Origin of the sequence: Roseburia sp. AM51-8, from assembly GCF_003478275.1 — a bacterium.
Taxonomy (GTDB): Bacteria; Bacillota; Clostridia; order Lachnospirales; family Lachnospiraceae; genus Pararoseburia; species Pararoseburia lenta.
The window spans coordinates 556,027-571,777 of the sequence record NZ_QUEY01000001.1 but is presented as its reverse complement, the minus strand read 5'-3'; the positions used below and the strand labels follow the sequence as shown (position 1 = coordinate 571,777).

General features: G+C 44.9%; 14 protein-coding genes and 4 pseudogenes. 17 read left to right on the top strand and 1 reads right to left on the bottom strand.

Annotation, left to right across the window (positions count from 1 at the left end; genetic code table 11):
• Window position 1: 1 nt before the first annotated feature.
• The 12 genes and pseudogenes from miaA (at window position 2) to DW996_RS02850 (ending at window position 11,935) form a co-directional block, all read left to right on the top strand.
• Window positions 2-945: pseudogene (gene miaA / locus DW996_RS14730) on the top strand (tRNA (adenosine(37)-N6)-dimethylallyltransferase MiaA).
• 15 nt (window positions 946-960) lie between these two features.
• Window positions 961-2,237, top strand: a pseudogene (locus tag DW996_RS02900) (methionine gamma-lyase family protein).
• 62 nt (window positions 2,238-2,299) lie between these two features.
• Window positions 2,300-3,313 (top strand): rod shape-determining protein, encoded by a 1,014-nt coding sequence (gene mreB / locus DW996_RS02895; RefSeq protein ID WP_118281225.1) that lies wholly within the window; start codon window positions 2,300-2,302, stop codon window positions 3,311-3,313.
• 12 nt (window positions 3,314-3,325) lie between these two features.
• On the top strand, window positions 3,326-4,180 hold the full coding sequence (mreC, locus tag DW996_RS02890; protein ID WP_118534802.1) for a rod shape-determining protein MreC: 855 nt from the start codon (window positions 3,326-3,328) through the stop codon (window positions 4,178-4,180).
• Between the two features lie 2 nt (window positions 4,181-4,182).
• Window positions 4,183-4,719, top strand: a complete 537-nt coding sequence (gene mreD, locus DW996_RS02885; RefSeq protein ID WP_118534801.1) for a rod shape-determining protein MreD — start codon at window positions 4,183-4,185, stop codon at window positions 4,717-4,719.
• Window positions 4,712-7,570, top strand: coding sequence for a penicillin-binding transpeptidase domain-containing protein (locus DW996_RS02880; RefSeq protein ID WP_243098644.1), 2,859 nt, complete (start codon window positions 4,712-4,714; stop codon window positions 7,568-7,570). Before mreD ends, DW996_RS02880 begins: the two co-directional genes overlap by 8 nt.
• A gap of 13 nt (window positions 7,571-7,583) precedes the next feature.
• Window positions 7,584-8,264, top strand: a complete 681-nt coding sequence (locus DW996_RS02875; protein WP_118534800.1) for a septum site-determining protein MinC — start codon at window positions 7,584-7,586, stop codon at window positions 8,262-8,264.
• Between the two features lie 11 nt (window positions 8,265-8,275).
• On the top strand, window positions 8,276-8,986 hold the full coding sequence (locus tag DW996_RS02870; protein ID WP_118534799.1) for a nucleotide-binding protein: 711 nt from the start codon (window positions 8,276-8,278) through the stop codon (window positions 8,984-8,986).
• A gap of 13 nt (window positions 8,987-8,999) precedes the next feature.
• Window positions 9,000-10,100: an FtsW/RodA/SpoVE family cell cycle protein gene (locus DW996_RS02865; RefSeq protein WP_118281220.1), complete on the top strand. Its 1,101-nt coding sequence runs from the start codon at window positions 9,000-9,002 to the stop codon at window positions 10,098-10,100.
• Window positions 10,101-10,118: 18 nt separating this feature from the next.
• A complete protein-coding gene (gene mgsA / locus DW996_RS02860) occupies window positions 10,119-10,514 on the top strand; it encodes a methylglyoxal synthase (protein WP_118281219.1) in 396 nt (131 codons plus the stop codon).
• Between the two features lie 283 nt (window positions 10,515-10,797).
• Window positions 10,798-11,489: pseudogene (locus DW996_RS02855) on the top strand (D-alanyl-D-alanine carboxypeptidase family protein).
• A gap of 23 nt (window positions 11,490-11,512) precedes the next feature.
• Window positions 11,513-11,935 (top strand): twitching motility protein PilT, encoded by a 423-nt coding sequence (locus tag DW996_RS02850; RefSeq protein WP_118281217.1) that lies wholly within the window; start codon window positions 11,513-11,515, stop codon window positions 11,933-11,935.
• 58 nt (window positions 11,936-11,993) lie between these two features.
• On the opposite strand, the gene DW996_RS02845 is transcribed toward DW996_RS02850, so the two are convergent.
• Window positions 11,994-12,191: a DUF378 domain-containing protein gene (locus tag DW996_RS02845; protein WP_118281216.1), complete on the bottom strand. Its 198-nt coding sequence runs from the start codon at window positions 12,189-12,191 to the stop codon at window positions 11,994-11,996.
• 66 nt (window positions 12,192-12,257) lie between these two features.
• Between DW996_RS02845 and DW996_RS02840 the strand changes: the two genes are divergently transcribed.
• The 5 genes and pseudogenes from DW996_RS02840 to DW996_RS02820 all read left to right on the top strand — a co-directional run bounded on the left by DW996_RS02840 (window position 12,258) and on the right by DW996_RS02820 (window position 15,738).
• Window positions 12,258-12,860 (top strand): HlyD family efflux transporter periplasmic adaptor subunit, encoded by a 603-nt coding sequence (locus tag DW996_RS02840; protein ID WP_118534798.1) that lies wholly within the window; start codon window positions 12,258-12,260, stop codon window positions 12,858-12,860.
• On the top strand, window positions 12,824-13,642 hold the full coding sequence (locus tag DW996_RS02835) for an HlyD family efflux transporter periplasmic adaptor subunit (RefSeq protein ID WP_147403516.1): 819 nt from the start codon (window positions 12,824-12,826) through the stop codon (window positions 13,640-13,642). Before DW996_RS02840 ends, DW996_RS02835 begins: the two co-directional genes overlap by 37 nt.
• 33 nt (window positions 13,643-13,675) lie before the next feature.
• Window positions 13,676-14,370, top strand: a pseudogene (locus tag DW996_RS14725) (YggS family pyridoxal phosphate-dependent enzyme).
• A gap of 27 nt (window positions 14,371-14,397) precedes the next feature.
• Window positions 14,398-14,976 carry a cell division protein SepF gene (locus tag DW996_RS02825; RefSeq protein WP_118534796.1) on the top strand — a complete coding sequence of 193 codons (579 nt, stop codon included), beginning with the start codon at window positions 14,398-14,400 and terminating at the stop codon, window positions 14,974-14,976.
• Between the two features lie 3 nt (window positions 14,977-14,979).
• A complete protein-coding gene (locus DW996_RS02820) occupies window positions 14,980-15,738 on the top strand; it encodes a YlmH family RNA-binding protein (protein WP_118534795.1) in 759 nt (252 codons plus the stop codon).
• Window positions 15,739-15,751 lie beyond the last annotated feature (13 nt).

Genomic DNA, 15,751 nt, shown 5'->3' with positions numbered 1-15,751 from the left:
TATGAGCAAGAAACCACCTTTGATCATCCTTGCCGGACCAACGGCAGTAGGAAAGACAGAACTTTCTATCTCTCTTGCAAAAGCAATCGGAGGCGAGATCATTTCCTGTGATTCTATGCAGGTCTACAAATATATGGATATCGGTTCCGCCAAGATCCGGCCGGAGGAAATGGATGGCATCAGGCATTATCTGGTAGATGAGTTGTTGCCGGATGAGGAATTTCATGTGGCGCGCTTTGTCGCTATGGCAAAAGAGGCTATGGCAGAGATCTATGAGCGCGGGCATATTCCCATTGCAGTCGGCGGTACGGGCTTTTATATTCAGGCACTTTTGTATGATACGGATTTTTCCAAAGAAGACAGTGACGGAAAGATCCGGGCGGAATTAGAAGCTTTGCAAAGGCGGAGGGTGCACTTGCCTTGCACGATCGTCTGCGACAGGTTGATCCTGCCAGCGCGGATGCCATCCATCCCAATAATATCAAACGTGTGATAAGGGCACTGGAATATTACCGGATGCACGGCAAGCCGATCTCCCTACATAATCAGGAACAAAGACAAAAAGAATCACCTTATGATTTCCGTTATTTTGTTTTAAATGACGACAGGGAAAATCTTTACAGACGCATTGATAAGCGAGTGGATCAGATGATGGAAGAAGGACTTTTGGATGAGGTCGATCATTTGCAGAAAATGGGCTATACCAAGGATATGGTGTCTATGCAGGGACTGGGTTACAAGGAACTCTTTGATGTTTTAGATGGAAGTTGCAGTCTGGAGGAAGGTATCTACCGCATCAAAAGAGATACCAGACATTTTGCCAAACGGCAGTTGACCTGGTTTCACAGCAAACCGGAAGTTATCTGGATCAATAAGGCGGATTTTTCCTATGACAATGCCGCTATTTTGACCTACATGATAAAAAATATGCAAAAAGAAAACTAGGAGAATAGATCAGATATGAAAGAAATGTATAAAAACTTTGGGATCGCGGATGCCGTTTCAGATTTTTGTCTGGAGGTGGAGGCATCCCTCAAAGATAGATTTGAAAAACTGGATGAGGTTGCAGAGTACAATCAGATGAAGGTGCTGGCAGCCATGCAGAAACACCGCGTGAGTGCCGAGTGCTTTAACGGAACCACCGGTTATGGCTATAACGATCTGGGGCGTGATACCTTAGAGGAGGTTTATGCGACCTGCTTTAAAGGAGAAGCCGCACTGGTACGTCCGCAGATCACCTGTGGGACACATGCGCTGGCATTGGCACTGATGTCAAATGTCCGTCCGGGTGACGAGATCTTATCCCCGGTCGGAAAACCATACGATACTTTAGAAGAGGTGATCGGTATCCGCCCATCTAAGGGATCTTTGGCAGAATATGGTGTGACCTATGCCCAGGTCGATCTGCTTGCCGATGGCGGATTTGATTTTGATGGGATCAGAAATGCCATCAATGACCGCACAAAACTCGTGACCATCCAGCGTTCTAAGGGCTACGCTTCCAGACCGACATTATCGGTAGAACGCATTGGTCAGTTGATCTCCTTTATCAAGGAGGTCAAGCCGGATGTCATCTGTATGGTCGATAATTGTTATGGCGAATTTGTAGAAAAGAGAGAGCCACTGGAAGTCGGCGCTGATATGATCGTCGGTTCCCTCATCAAAAACCCGGGCGGTGGACTGGCACCGATCGGCGGCTATATTGTCGGAAAGAAAGAATGTGTCGAAAATGCGGCATACCGTCTGACCTCACCGGGACTGGGCAAGGAAGTCGGTGCATCCCTTGGCATGATGCAGTCTTTCTTCCAGGGATTTTTCCTGGCTCCAACGGTGGTAAACGCAGCCTTAAAGAGTGCCATCTTTGCGGCAAATGTATTTGAACGACTGGCTTTGCCGTTATCCCGAACGGTAGTGCGTCCAGACATGACATTATTCAGGCAGTGACTTTTGAAAAGCCGGAAGGATTGATCGCTTTTTGCCAGGGGATCCAGGCAGCAGCACCGGTAGATTCCTATGTGACACCGGAGCCGTGGGATATGCCGGGCTATGACAGTCAGGTCATCATGGCGGCAGGTGCTTTTGTCCAGGGATCTTCCATCGAACTCAGCGCAGACGGACCGCTCCGCCCGCCATATACAGCCTTTTTCCAGGGCGGACTTACCTGGTATCACGGCAAACTCGGTATCATGATGGCACTGCAAAAACTTTATGATGCCAATCTTGTTAAGGGTATTTAATTATGCTAATATAAAATAATGTAGCCAAGAACGTTTTGACAAAGGCAACGGAGGAAGAACAAATGAGCAATTCATATGGAATTGATATGGGAACCAATAACCTTAAAATTTATAGCAGCAACAGCAGTGAGATCATCAATGTGAAAAATACCATCGCCATTGTAGACAAAGATCAGATGTATGCCTATGGCGATGATGCATATTCTATGTATGAGAAGGCACCGGAGACGATCGCTGTCTCATTTCCGATCGTATCTGGTGTGATTGCTGATTTTGATAATATGCAGACCATGTTATTTGAGGTCTTAGAAAAGAAAGCAAAGGCAAGGATCAAGGGATCGGACATCGTGGTTGCCGTTCCTACCGACATCACAGAGGTAGAAAAAAAGGCATTTTACGATATGTTTGCCCGGTCCAAGACCAAGCCACACAGTGTGCTTTTATGTGAAAAGCCACTGGCAGATGCCATTGGTATGGATCTGGATATCACAGAACCGACCGGTGTCATGGTCGTTGATTTTGGTGCCGATACGACAGAGATCTCTGTGATTTCCCTGGGCGGACTGGTACTGACAGAATTATTGCCATTTGGCGGCAATCATCTGGATGATGCCATCGTGACACACATGAAGCGCAAGTTTAATCTTTTGATCGGACGCAAGACAGCCTGTCAGTTAAAAGAGAATATCGGCAGTGCAATGCCTGGCAAAGAGGCTTCTATGACGGTAGTCGGACGTGATGTGGTAAGCGGTCTGCCGATCGAAATGGAAGTGCAGGCATCTACCGTTTATGACGGTATCAAGTCTGATCTGGAAAATCTTTGCAATTCCATCAAGATGATCTTGGAGAAGGTTCCGCCGGAACTCGCAAAAGATATCGTGTATTCCGGTATTTATCTGACCGGTGGCAGTGCAGCCATCGCAGATCTTTCCGATCTGTTCACAGAAGTGACAAACATTAAGGTTAATGTTAGTGAGCATGCAAAAGAGACAACGGCTCTGGGACTGGAAAAAGTTTTGACAGATGCCAAATACAAACGCTTTGGCTATAGTATGCGAACAAGAATTTTTAAATAAAGGTAGGATTTTATGAAGCGCAGAGGAAAATCTTCTTTTCCAAGTAAATATATTTTATTGCTTTTGACGGTGATCTGTATCATGCTGCTCTTTGCCGGCTATGCGACCGGTTATGCGGGAGAACCGATACGGACCATCTGTAACTATGTCTTTGTGCCAATGCAAAAGGGCTTGGACTATGTGGGTGAATCTATCTCCATCAACAGTGATGATACCAAGACCAAGGAGCAGTTGATCGCAGAGAATGCGCAGTTACAGGAGCAGATAGACGAACTTTCCACACAACTGACCAATACCAGATTGCAGCAATCCGAACTGGATACTTTGCGGGAGTTGTATGATCTGGATCAGACTTATGCAGACTACAAGACGACCGGGGCACACGTGATCGGCAAGGGAACCAGCAACTGGTTTAACACCTTTACGATCGACAAAGGCTCCAAGGATGGGATCAAGGTAGATATGAACGTCATCGCAGGAAGCGGACTGGTCGGCATCGTGACAGATGTGGGCAAGAATTATGCGGTAGTACGTGCTATTATCGATGATACCAGCAATGTCAGCGGTATGATCTTATCCAACAATGACAACTGTATCGTATCCGGTAATCTCAAGTCCATGACGGAATCCAACATGATCACTTTTTCTAATTTAGAAGACAGTGAGGATAAGGTTTCCACAGGAGATTCTGTTGTTACCAGCAACATCAGTGACAAGTATCTGCCAGGACTTTTGATCGGCTATGTGACAGATATCACAGAGGACAATAACAATCTGACCAAATCGGGCGAGATCACACCGGTGGTCGATTTTAAACATTTACAGGATGTGCTTGTGATCATGCAGTTAAAGGAGACAGGTAAGTAGTCATGGAGATCAAGGGTATCATAAAATATATTCTTGTGGTTCTTGCTATCGTCATTGTAGGATTTTTATTGCAGACGACCGTGTTCCCACACATGGAACTGGGAGGTGTCACACCCAATATCATGGTCATCATCATCACTTCTTACGGATTGATGCGAGGACGCAAACAAGGGATGATCATAGGCTTTTGCAGTGGACTGATTTTGGATTTCTTTAGCGGTACGACTTTTGGATTATATGCGATCCTCTATCTTTATCTGGGATTTTTGTGTGGTCTGTTCAAGAAGATCTTCTTTGGTGATGATATCAAATTACCGCTTGCCCTGATCGGTCTGAGTGACCTGATCTATGGGATTGCAGTCTTTGTCGTTCTGTTTTTATTCCGTGGAAGATACGACTTCCTCTTTTATCTGACCAACCTTATTTTACCGGAGGTCACTTATACGATTTTGGTTGCCATCCCGATTTATTATGTCATCTTAAAGATCAATCAGCGATTGGACAAAGATAATAAAAGGAGTTCTAGAAAACTTGTTTGAGCAAATAAAAGATTTTTTGACGAATCGAATATTTACGTCGCGTTTGCGTGTATTGACGGCTGTTATGGTTTTGCTTGCGGGCATACTGATCACCCGTCTTTTTGTCTTGCAGATCGTCCGCGGTGCCGATTATCAGGAAAATTATGACCTGACTGTAGAAAAGGATGAGACGATCGCAGCGACCCGTGGCAACATATACGACTGCAATGGCAAACTCCTTGCCTACAATGAACTTGCCTACGCCATTACCATTGAAGACAACGGCACTTATGAGAACAGAAAAGACCGCAATAAAAAGATGAACCAGGAGATTTCTGACATCATCACCCATATCGAGGCGAACGGTGACAGTATTGACAATAATTTTGGTATTACGCGGTCTTCTTCCGGTCAATATTCCTTTGTCAATGACAGCGGCACAGCATTACAGCGTTTCCGTGCGGATGTTTTTGGACATGCAAGCATTGATGATCTGGAATACAATGACAAACTGGGATTTGATGAAGCGGAAGCCACACCGGATCAGATCATGGACTATCTGATGGGAGAGGAACGCTACAACATTTCCGACAAATATGATGGAGAAATGCGCTATAAGATCTGTATCGTGCGTTACAATATCGGACAGAATTCTTATCAGAAATATATTGCTACGACCATAGCCAGCAATGTCAGTGATGAGTCTGTTGCCTATATCAAGGAAAACAGCAATGAACTGACCGGCGTAGACATCAAGGAAACTTCGATCCGTAAATATGTAGACAGCGAGTATTTTGCACATATCATCGGTTATACCGGTACCATTTCTACTGATGAATACAACGAAAAAAAGAAGGATGACGATTCCGTCGAACTGACGGATGTAGTTGGTAAATCCGGCATCGAACAGGTCATGAACGATTATCTGTCCGGTACCAAGGGCAAACAAAAACTTTATGTAGACAGTGTCGGTAATCTGATCCAGGTATCGGATTATGAGGAGCCGGAATCCGGGGATGATGTCTATCTGTCGATCGACAAGGATCTACAGGAGGCGACCTATCGCGCTCTGGAAAAAGAGATCGCAAGTATTGTCTATTCCAAGATCGCCAATATCAAGACCTATCATACGACAGGAGAAGAATCGGATATCATGATCCCGGTCTATGATGTCTATCATTCCTTTATCAATAACAACCTGATCGATACCTCAAAGTTTTCCGATGCGGATGCAACGGATACAGAGAGGGCAGTAAAGTCTGCTTATGATAAAAAGACAGCGGATGTATTCAGCCAGTTGCAAAGCCAGCTTAAGCCGACCACCGGTACGGTCTATAAGGATCTGTCCGAGGAATATCAGGATTATGCGACTTACATTGTGACCTATCTGAAAAAACAGGGCATTTTTGATAAAGATGCGATCGACGCCTCGGATGAGATGCAGACCAAATGGACCAGTGAGTCTTTGAGTGTCAACGAATACTTACTCTATGCGATCGAGCAGAACTGGATCGACATTACAAAATATGCAAAAGATACCAAGTATGTGGATACGGATGAATTGTACGGTCTTTTGATTGACTATGTCTTGGATCAGTTGCAGACCGATGCATCTTTTGAAAAACTGGTCTACAAATATGCTATTCAGCAGGATATGATATCCGGCAACCAGTTGTGTGCTCTTTTATATGAGCAGGGCGTTCTGCCGGAGGATGATACGACACACGATGCACTCTTGTCTGGTCGTATCTCTGCTTACAGTTTTGTCTTGGATAAGATCAAGAACCTTGAGATCACACCGGGGCAGTTGGGACTGGATCCTTGTTCCGGATCTGCTGTCGTCATTGATTCAAAGACCGGCGAGGTTCTGGCTTGTGTCTCTTATCCGGGCTATGACAACAACAAACTGGCAAATTCGGTGGATTCTACCTATTATGCTTATCTGACCAACAGTAAGTCGGAACCGCTTTATAACCATGCGACCCAGCAGAAGACGGCACCGGGTTCTACCTACAAGGTCGTCAGTGCGACCGCCGGGCTTGCAGAAAATGTCATTACGACTTCAACCCAGATCCTGGATCAGGGTAAGTTTGAAAAAGTCAGCAATAAACCGGAATGTTGGATCTATCCGCGAAGTACACATGGTCTGATCAATGTGGCTGAGGCATTGCGTTTTTCCTGCAACTATTTCTTTTATGAAGTGGGGTATGATCTGGCTGGTGGCAACAGCAATAATTATAATGACAGTCAGGGTATTGAAAAACTTGCCAAATATGCATCTATGTATGGCTTGGATTCCAAGACGGGCGTAGAGATCGATGAGTCTACGCCGACACCGGCAACGGAATTCCCAGTCATGGCTGCCATCGGTCAGTCTGATAACAACTTTACGACGATCTCATTGGCACGTTATATCACGGCAGTTTCCAACCGCGGAACTGTCTACGATCTGACACTTTTAGACCATGTGGAGGATCCGGCGAGCGGAGAGACCGTTGCAACATACAGTCCATCTGTGAAAAATCAGATCACGGCATTGACGGACAGTGAATGGTCGACCTTAAATTCCGGCCTTCGTATGGTCGTAGAAGACCTGTCGGCATTTAAGGGAACCAGCGTTGCGGCAGCCGGAAAAACAGGTACGGCGCAGGAGTCCCTGCTTCGACCAAACCACGCTCTTTTTGTAGGATATGCACCATATACAGATCCGGAGATCGCGGTTGCGACCCGTATCGCACATGGATATGGATCCAGCAATGCATCCGTTGTTGCGGCTGAGATCATGTCTTATTACTTCGGCGAAAAGACGCTGGAAAACATTGCGCAGAGTGGTGCCAACACAGAGACTACCACCAACAGTGTGACAGATTAAAAGGGAGGCGCTTATGGTTAAAAAAGATTCTGTAGTGATCAAGAGCAGTCCTTATGGACTGACACTGGTTTTGGATCGGGAGATTTCTTTTGAACAATTAGTGCGGGAGATCTGCAAAAAATTTGCCACATCGCGCAGTTTCTTTGGAACTGCCACACTTGTGCTTTCCATTGAGGGACGTCCGGTCAGTGCTGAGGAAGCCGCGGTCATCGTGGAGGCGATCCAGTTAAATTCGGACATTACGATTTCTTTGATCGAGGAAGATAACGAATTAAAGAATATCGAAATGAAAGAAAAAATCGACAGATTCTACTATGAAAATATTTATGAGAATGCTAAAATTATTATGGGTAGTGTGACAAAGAAGGATGTCGTGACGTCAGACGGAAGCATTGTGATCCTTGGTGATGTCAAGTCAAAGGCGATTGTTCAGGCCGCCGGCAATGTCATCGTTATGGGCAGCCTGGAAGGCAGTGTTTATGCCGGTTATCCTGAGGATGACAAATGCTATATCGCTGCCAATCAGATCAATGCCGCTCACATGCAGATCGGCAAGGTCGCAGGCGATGTCAAGGTGGCGAGTAAATGGTCTTTCCGCTCCAGAAAGAGTGAGAGCGAGCCATATGCGGTCGTTGTCTGGGAACAGGAACTTCTGGCGGAGCCACTTCGGAGTGGACTATTAAAACATTTATAAGGAGATTTGTTGTGGGCGATGTGTTTATGGTCGCTTCGGGCAAGGGTGGCGTTGGAAAGACGACACTGTGTGCCATGCTTGGAAGCCAATTCGCACGCATGGATAAGACCGTTGTCATGTTGGATACAGACTTCGGACTAAGGAACCTCGACTTATATTTTCATTTGGAAAATAAGATCATATATAATCTGGTGGATGTATTAAAGGGCGTTTGTTCCTATCGGCAGGCTCTTTTACCACTGGATTCCAATCGTACATTTTATATTATGCCGGGCAGCAGGAATTATGATTTTTCCTTACCGGAAGATGCCTTTTCCTGCCTGATCGAAAAATTAAAGGCGCAGTTTGATATTGTCTTGATCGATACGCCGGCAGGGATCACGCCGATACATCAGGCTATGTTTCCCTATGTAGATCAGGCACTTGTGGTCGTGACCATGAGTCAGGCCTCTCTGGCTGATGCCTTATCCTTTTGCCATGTTCTGCAAAAGCAAGGACTTCCAGCCCGTCTTATTTTTAATCAGATGGGACCTGATATGGCAAAAAGACGCAACCGCAGCAGGCTGCAGGAGATGGCAAGACATGCCTTTCATGCAGAGTATTTGGGCAGTCTGCCTGATATGCATAAGAAATGCGCTATGCCGTCAGATTTTCTGACCCGGGGCAAGGAGATCCTACCGATCTGTCGGACCATCCTGATGCCGGCAAAAGAGACAGAATAGAAGAGAGTAGTTTATGTTTCGAACTTACAAATTAAAAAATCTGAATATAAAATTGATCATCGGGATTCTGGCACTCACAATCCTGGGGATCTTGATCATCGGCTCTGCTGATGCGGACTACCAGAACAAGCAGATCTTAGGTATGATCCTTGGTATTATCGTCATGGGGATCGTGGCACTGATTGATTATGATTTTGTCCTACAGTTCTCGCGGCTTTACTATGTTGCCGTGATCGGACTTTTGGCTCTGGTTCTTTTGGTAGGAGATAGTTCCAAGGGCGCGACCCGTTGGATCGATGTTGGTATCCGTTTCCAGCCTTCGGAACTTGGAAAGGTTCTGCTGATCCTTTTCTTTGCCTCTTATCTGATGCGTAATGAGGATGAGATCAATAATCCTAAGTTTATCATCCAGACAGCGATCTTAGCAGCCATTCCACTGGCACTGATCGTAAAAGAGCCGGATCTGTCGACGACTATCGTTACCTTTTTGATCATTGCATCCCTTATGTTTGTGACCGGACTTAGTTACAAGTTGGTCGGCATTGTACTGGGGATCACGATCCCTGCCATTGCCATTTTACTTCTTGTCATTGTAAACAAGGGAAGTTCCATTTTACAGGGCTACCAGAGCCTGCGTATCTTGGCTTGGCTCAAACCGGAGGAATATCCCGAGACGGCTTACCAGCAGCAGAATTCCATCATGGCAATCGGATCCGGTCAGTTTTTTGGCAAGGGACTTTACAATAACAGTGTAGATTCCGTCAAGAACGGTAATTATATATCAGAGCCCCACACCGACTTTATCTTTTCGGTTGCCGGTGAGGAAATGGGATTTCTGGGCTCGGTCTTGATCATTTTATTACTTCTTTTTATTGTTTATGAATGTATCCAGACGGCAAAGGTGGCAAAAGATCTTTCCGGTAAGTTGATCTGCTCCGGTATGGCAGCCCTGGTCGGTTTCCAGTCTTTTGTAAATATCTGCGTTGTTACGGGACTTTTTCCAAATACCGGATTACCACTGCCTTTTGTCAGTTATGGTCTGACATCCCTGGTGACCATGTATTTTGGTATGGGATTTGTATTAAATGTTGGATTACAAGCGAAAAAATATTAAATTAGGGGGATTTGCATTATGAACATCGGTTTAGTAGCACATGATTCAAAGAAAAAATTAATGCAGAACTTTTGTATTGCCTATCGTGGGATTTTATCCAAAAATGACCTGTATGCCACAGGCACGACCGGAAGATTGATCGAAGAGGTGACCAATCTTTCCGTACATAAATATCTGGCAGGACATCTGGGAGGAACCCAGCAGTTGGCTGCACAGATCGAGCACAACGAGATCGACCTTGTGATCTTTTTGCGCGATCCGCTCACTGCCAAATCCCATGAGCCGGATGTCAACACGATCGCACGCTGTTGTGATGCCAACAATATCCCATTGGCAACGAATCTTGCGACAGCGGAACTTCTAATCAAATCCTTAGATAGAGGAGATCTTGAGTGGCGTGAAATGTATCGATAAACTGCTTTCCCTATTGTTAGTCGCCTGTCTTGGATTGGGGCTTGTCTCCTGCGGGAGTGAGAGCACTGATCAGACATCATATGATCTGGAGACGACTTCCTATCAATACGGGATCACAAAGGTCAATAATATATCGGATGTATCTTTTTACGGTAGCAATCTGTGTGTGACCGATCAGGACAATTTCGGGATCGATCAGGTGGATTCCCAGGTTGCCGGAGCCGGAGGCGTCTTTAATCTGGCGACCGGTCAGTGTACCTACGGACAGAATTTATTTGGCAAAATGTATCCGGCAAGCACGACCAAGATACTGACCTGTCTGGTTGCGATCGAGCAGGCAGACTTAGATACGCAGGTGACGGTCAGTGCCCATGCAGCCGACCAGACAGCGGATTCTTCCGTAGCCAATCTGGCGGAAGGGGATGCCATGACACTAAAAGACCTATTATATGGCTGATGCTCCGCAGCGGTAATGATGCCGCTATCGCCATAGCAGAGACGATCGGTGGCAGTGAAGAAGGCTTTGCAAAGTTAATGAACGAAAAGGCAGCCGCACTTGGGGCAACACATTCCCATTTTGTGACACCGCACGGCTTACATGAGGACGATCATTATACGACCGTTTATGATATGTATCTGATTTTTCAGGCAGCCGTACAGAATGAGACTTTTTTACAGATCATCAGTACGCCGTCCTATGATGTCTCTTATACCGGGGCAGACGGGCAGGCAAAGTCACAGACCTGGGTTTCGACCAATCGTTATCTAAATGGCAAGGAGAGCGCACCGGCAGGGTTTACCGTAGTTGGCGGCAAGACCGGTACGACCTACGAAGCCGGCTATTGTCTGGTCCTTTACTCTTATAACGACCAGAATCAGCCGATCATTTCCATTGTATATAATTCAGATTGTACGCTGAATTTATATTATCTCATGAATGAATTGTTATATACATTCGGAGAAGCACCATCGTAAAGCACAGATAAGGAGTGGACGCTATGGTAGAGATTATTGTTGGAGAAAAAGGAACGGGAAAGACAAAGCACATGTTGGAGCGCGTCAATCAGGAGATCAAAACAGTGCAGGGGACACTTGTTTACATTGATAAGAGTCCCAAATATATGTACCAGTTGGATTCTCGTGTGCGCATGATCAATATGCCGGATTATCCGATCAATGATACGGATGAACTGATCGGATTTTTATGTGGTGTGATCTCGCAGAACAATAGCATTGAGAAGATCTTTATTGATAGTTTTCTCACACTGGCATACATTGACACCTCAGAAGGACTTCGTCTGGCGATCGACAAGTTATCCGTGATCAGCAAGACATTCCATGTGAATTTTGTCCTCAGCATTTCACAAAAAGAGGAAAAATTGCCGGAAGAATTAAATGCAAAGATTTGTTTATCACTTTAGATAAAGGTATCAAAAAAGGTGTTCGTTATATGAGAACACCTTTTTACATGATAAAAGTTTAATTGGATCGGATTCTGCCATAGGCACTGATCATGTATAGTCCGCTCAGACCGACAAGGGCATATATGATACGTGATAGCCATGACATATTGCCAAAGATAAAGGCCACGAGGTCAAATTGGAAGAAGCCGATCAGCCCCCAGTTGATTGCACCGATGATTACAAGAGTGAGTAATGTATAATCTAAACCTTTCATGATAACCTCCTTTTTAGATAGTATGGGACAGGTAAGGCGCGATTATACATGCCAAGGAGCAGTTTTTTGAAAAGAAATGATAATATTATAAAATTTCATAAGCAGATACAGATCAATATCGGACTGATCATTTTTGGTATTATCTTTATTTATGTACTTTTCCATATCTTCAGTTATATGACTTCGGATAATATCACGGTCTACGAGGTACAGGAGGGGACGATCGCACAGAATTACATCTATCAGGCGCTGGCAATCCGTCAGGAGCAGGTTGTCAACGCGGATAGTTCCGGAGATATTTTTTATTATGCATCCAATCTGGATCAGGTAGGAGTCAAATCCAATATTTACTCTATTGACACTTCGGGAGAGATCACCAAGCAGTTAAAGAGCCATGCCACGGATACGACAGCACTGACGGATAATGATATGAGCCGCCTACAAAAGCAGATCGGTGATTTTGTCTATGATTATGACAGCAATCAGTTCCAGAAGGTCTATTCCTTTAAGTCAGATCTTTCTTCCAATCTGCAACAGTATTATAGCAATAGTCTCATGTCAGAGATTGCACCGCAGATCGAACAGGCGACGCAGGAAGAAAATTTTCCATTTATACGGCACCGACCTCAGGTGTGGTCGTCTACCAGACGGATGGCTATGAGGGGCTGACATTGGATCAGGTCACATCAGAATCTTTTGATACAGGCAATCTTTCCGTGACCAATCTAAAGACGCAGGAGAGTGTAGAAGCAGGGAAACCGGCATATAAACTCATCACCTCCGACGACTGGAATATGATCATGCCGATCGATGAAGACCTGGTCAAGATCATCCAGGACGAGAAGATGGAATATATCGAGATCCGTTTTGCCGCGGACAATGCGACGACCTGGGCGGCATGCAGCATCACGGAAAAGGCAGGCGATTACTATCTGGTGCTGAGTCTGGATGATAGCGTTGCCCGTTATGGGGATTCCCGTTTTATCCCGATCGAACTTTTGTTAAATGAGGAGTCGGGGCTCAAGATTCCAAACAGTGCTATCGTGGAAAAAGAATTTTTCACTGTTCCGAAGGCTTATTTCTTTATGGGAAATGATTCCGATTCTTCCGGTCTGATGGTGCGGGATAAGAAGGGCGATTCGCAGTTCGTAGCACCGACGATCTATTATGAGACGGACGATTATTACTATATTGATTCCGAGGATGTCAAAAAGGATACCGTTATTTTAAAACCGGATTCGCAGGAAACCTACACCATCGGTTCTGAGACAGCATCTTTACAGGGCGTGTATAATATCAATAAGGGCTATGCGGTATTTAAGCAGATCAATATCTTATATCAGAACGAGGATTATGCCATTATCAGTACCGGCACAACCTATGGACTTTCCCTGTACGACCACATTGTGTTGCAGGGAGATCTGGTAAAGGAAAATCAGATCATTCGTTGATCGATCCATACATTTATTTTGAGGAGGAAAGGCATGTTAAAAGAAAATCTAAGAGAAGTTGAAGGACGCGTTGAGGCTGCATGTAAAAGAGCCGGACGCGATGTGAGTGAGGTTACACTGATCGCTGTAAGCAAGACCAAACCGGTAGAAGACTTACAGGAGATCTATGATGCCGGCAAACGTGATTTTGGCGAAAATAAAGTACAGGAATTGTGTGCAAAGATGGAAGTTATGCCACAGGACATCAAGTGGCATATGATCGGCCATTTGCAGCGTAACAAGGTCAAATATATTGTTGGCAATGTTGCCTGATCCATTCGGTTGACAGTTTCCGCTTGGCGGAAGAGATCAATATCCAGGCAAAGAAAAAGGGTATTGTCGTACCGATCCTGGTAGAGGTCAACATCGCAGAAGAAGAAAGCAAGTTTGGTGTTACCAGAGAAGATGCCATGGAATTAGTCAGACAGATCGCAACACTGGATGCGATCGAGATCAAGGGTCTCATGACAATAGCACCATATGTTGTAGAGGCCGAGGAAAATCGCCCTTATTTTCGCAAAATAAAGGAGTTATCTGTTGACATAGCAAAACAAAACATTGATAATGTATCTATGGATATTCTGTCTATGGGAATGACGGGTGACTTTGAAGTTGCGATCGAAGAGGGAGCGACCATGGTGCGCGTCGGGACAGGAATCTTTGGCAAAAGAAATTATCAAAACACCTAAAGGATATTAGTTAAGGAGAGATAAATCATGGCTTTTTTTGATCGTATGCTTGATGTGATGAAATTAGGCGAAGATGAAGACGATTACTACGACGATGATGAGATGTATGATGACGACGATTATGATGATTACGATGATGACGATGATCATTCTATCTTCCATCTGTTCGGCAAGAAAGACGATGACGAGGATGAGGAAGAAGATGAGCAGCCTCGTGTAGTCAAGGCAAAGCCGACACCAAGCGTCAAGGAGAAACCGGTAGCCAAGGCTTCATCAAAGATCACACCAATGCGCTCTAGTAGAAAGGGTAATAGTACAAATATGGAAGTATGTGTTATAAAGCCGTCTTCATTTGAAGATGCAAGAGAGATATCCGAAACATTATTGGCAGATCGTACCGTGATCTTAAATATGGAAGGTCTGGATCTTGGTCTTGCCCAGCGTATCATTGACTTTACCTCAGGATGCTGCTATGCGATCGATGGCAACCTGCAAAAGGTAAGCAATTATATTTTTATCATTACCCCGGCAGCCGTTGATATTTCGGGTGATCTGCAGGGAATCGTGGATGCCTTTGACTTTTCCGGCATTCAGACAGGATTTTAGATCATGAGCAAAAGTGACAATCCGGATGAGATCCTACATCGCTTTTTAGATCTCGCCAATCAGGCAGACCGAAAAGGGATCGTATTATTTAGTAATTTCCTCAATATGTATGAAATTAACCTTTTACATCAGAATGAGAACCTTTTTTATACCGGGTTCTCATTATATGGAGGTTATCAGGAAGCAGAGCGTCAGATGGTAGCATTCCAGCCTGATGCTCTTTATTATAATTGGGAATATCCGATTTCCTGCGTGCAGGTAGAGCCACTTAACCATCGTTTTTCCGAGGATCTGTCCCATAGGGATATATTAGGGGCTTTGATGCACTTGGGTATCGACCGGTCTTTGATCGGAGATATCCTTATAAAGGATAAGTCGGCTTATATTTTCTGTGTAGAGAAGATGGCTGATTTTATCGCAAAGGAACTATACAAGATCAAACATACCCAGGTCATGACCCAGCGCGTAAAGCCTGTGGATCTGCATATTGAGATGCAGTACCGTACAGAAGAGGGCTTTATTGCCTCCAATCGTCTGGATGCTTTTGTGGCACAGGCATGCAAATTGTCCCGGGCGCAGGCAGCACAATTTATCCTGGGAGAGAATGTCTTTATTAACGGCGCACTTGTGACGAATCATAATCAGGGTTTAGCAGAGGGGGATGTCGTTTCCCTGCGTGGTCATGGCAAGTTACGTTTCGAGGCATTTTTAAATACAACAAAAAAGGGCAGACTGCATATAAGGTATGCCTGGTATGTATAAAAAGGAGAGACAG